Below are 1,212 nucleotides of genomic sequence, written 5' to 3' on the forward strand. Positions count from 1 at the left end.
AGCAATTCTCTATACAGCCAACCAGTTATCGTTTATAATGTAATTAAATTTCATGTGATCAATCTTCGGGGCAGGGTGAAATTCCCTACCGGCGGTGATGAGCCAATGGCTCTAAGCCCGCGAGCTGTCTTTACAGCAGGATTCGGTGAGATTCCGGAGCCGACAGTACAGTCTGGATGGGAGAAGATGGAGGTTCATAAACGTTTTGAAATTGAATTTTTCAAACGTTTCTTTGCCTAGCCTAATTTTCGAAACCCCGCTTTTATATATGAAGCGGTTTTTTTATTGGCTGGAAAAGAACCTTTCCGTTTTCGAGTAAGATGTGATCGAAAAGGAGAGAATGAAGTGAAAGTAAAAAAATTAGTTGTGGTCAGCATGCTGAGCAGCATTGCATTTGTTTTGATGCTGTTAAATTTCCCGTTTCCGGGTCTTCCGGATTATTTAAAAATCGATTTTAGCGACGTTCCCGCTATTATTGCCATTCTGATTTACGGACCTTTGGCGGGTATTGCCGTAGAAGCGATAAAAAATGTTCTTCAGTATATCATTCAGGGAAGCATGGCCGGAGTTCCTGTAGGGCAAGTTGCGAATTTTATTGCAGGAACACTCTTTATATTACCGACTGCTTTCTTATTTAAAAAACTCAACTCAGCAAAGGGCTTGGTTGTCAGCCTGCTTTTGGGAACTGCAGCGATGACCATTTTAATGAGTATTTTAAATTATGTTCTGATTCTTCCGGCATACACGTGGTTTTTACATTCACCGGCATTATCCGACAGCGCGCTAAAAACAGCAGTCGTCGCAGGTATCCTGCCGTTTAACATGATAAAAGGTATTGTAATTACGGTTGTATTCTCACTAATTTTTATCAAGCTTAAGCCATGGATTGAGCAGCAGCGAAGTGCACATATCCATTAAATAAAAAAGCTCCCGTTCGGGAGCTTTTTTTAGTTACTTCTATTCAAATTTAAGCGGGTCGCCTTCAAATGGCTCATCCGCCACTTTGATGGAATCAGTAGGGCATCCTTCAAATGCGTCAATCATATCTTCTTCCAGTACCTCAGGAACTTCGACAACACCTTTGTTTTCATCAAGCGTTACGAACGCGATGCCTTCATCATCGTAATCGTAAATGTCTGGTGCAGCAGCTCCGCAAGCGCCGCATGCAATACATGTATCTTTGTCTACGATTGTGTACTTTGCCATGAATAA

Annotated in this window: 2 protein-coding genes and 1 riboswitch; of the genes, one reads left to right on the forward strand and one right to left on the reverse strand. The window is 41.7% G+C overall.

All coding sequences use genetic code 11. The annotated features are described in order from the left end of the window. Nucleotides 1-57 precede the first annotated feature (57 nt). Nucleotides 58-192, forward strand: a riboswitch (FMN riboswitch). 153 nt (nucleotides 193-345) lie between these two features. Continuing rightward, nucleotides 346-918 (forward strand): riboflavin transporter FmnP, encoded by a 573-nt coding sequence (fmnP, locus tag RAC86_RS38850; protein ID WP_029726755.1) that lies wholly within the window; start codon nucleotides 346-348, stop codon nucleotides 916-918. A 39-nt stretch (nucleotides 919-957) separates the two neighbouring features. On the opposite strand, the gene RAC86_RS38855 is transcribed toward fmnP, so the two are convergent. Continuing rightward, nucleotides 958-1,206: a ferredoxin gene (locus RAC86_RS38855; RefSeq protein ID WP_003225461.1), complete on the reverse strand. Its 249-nt coding sequence runs from the start codon at nucleotides 1,204-1,206 to the stop codon at nucleotides 958-960. Between the last annotated feature and the right edge of the window lie 6 nt (nucleotides 1,207-1,212).

The organism is Bacillus sp. LR_5 (genome assembly GCF_042709275.1).

Excerpts from the sequence above, each read along its gene's own strand:
- RAC86_RS38855 (WP_003225461.1), bottom strand. The coding sequence starts at position 1,206 with ATGGCAAAGTACACAATCGTAGACAAAGATACATGTATTGCATGCGGC.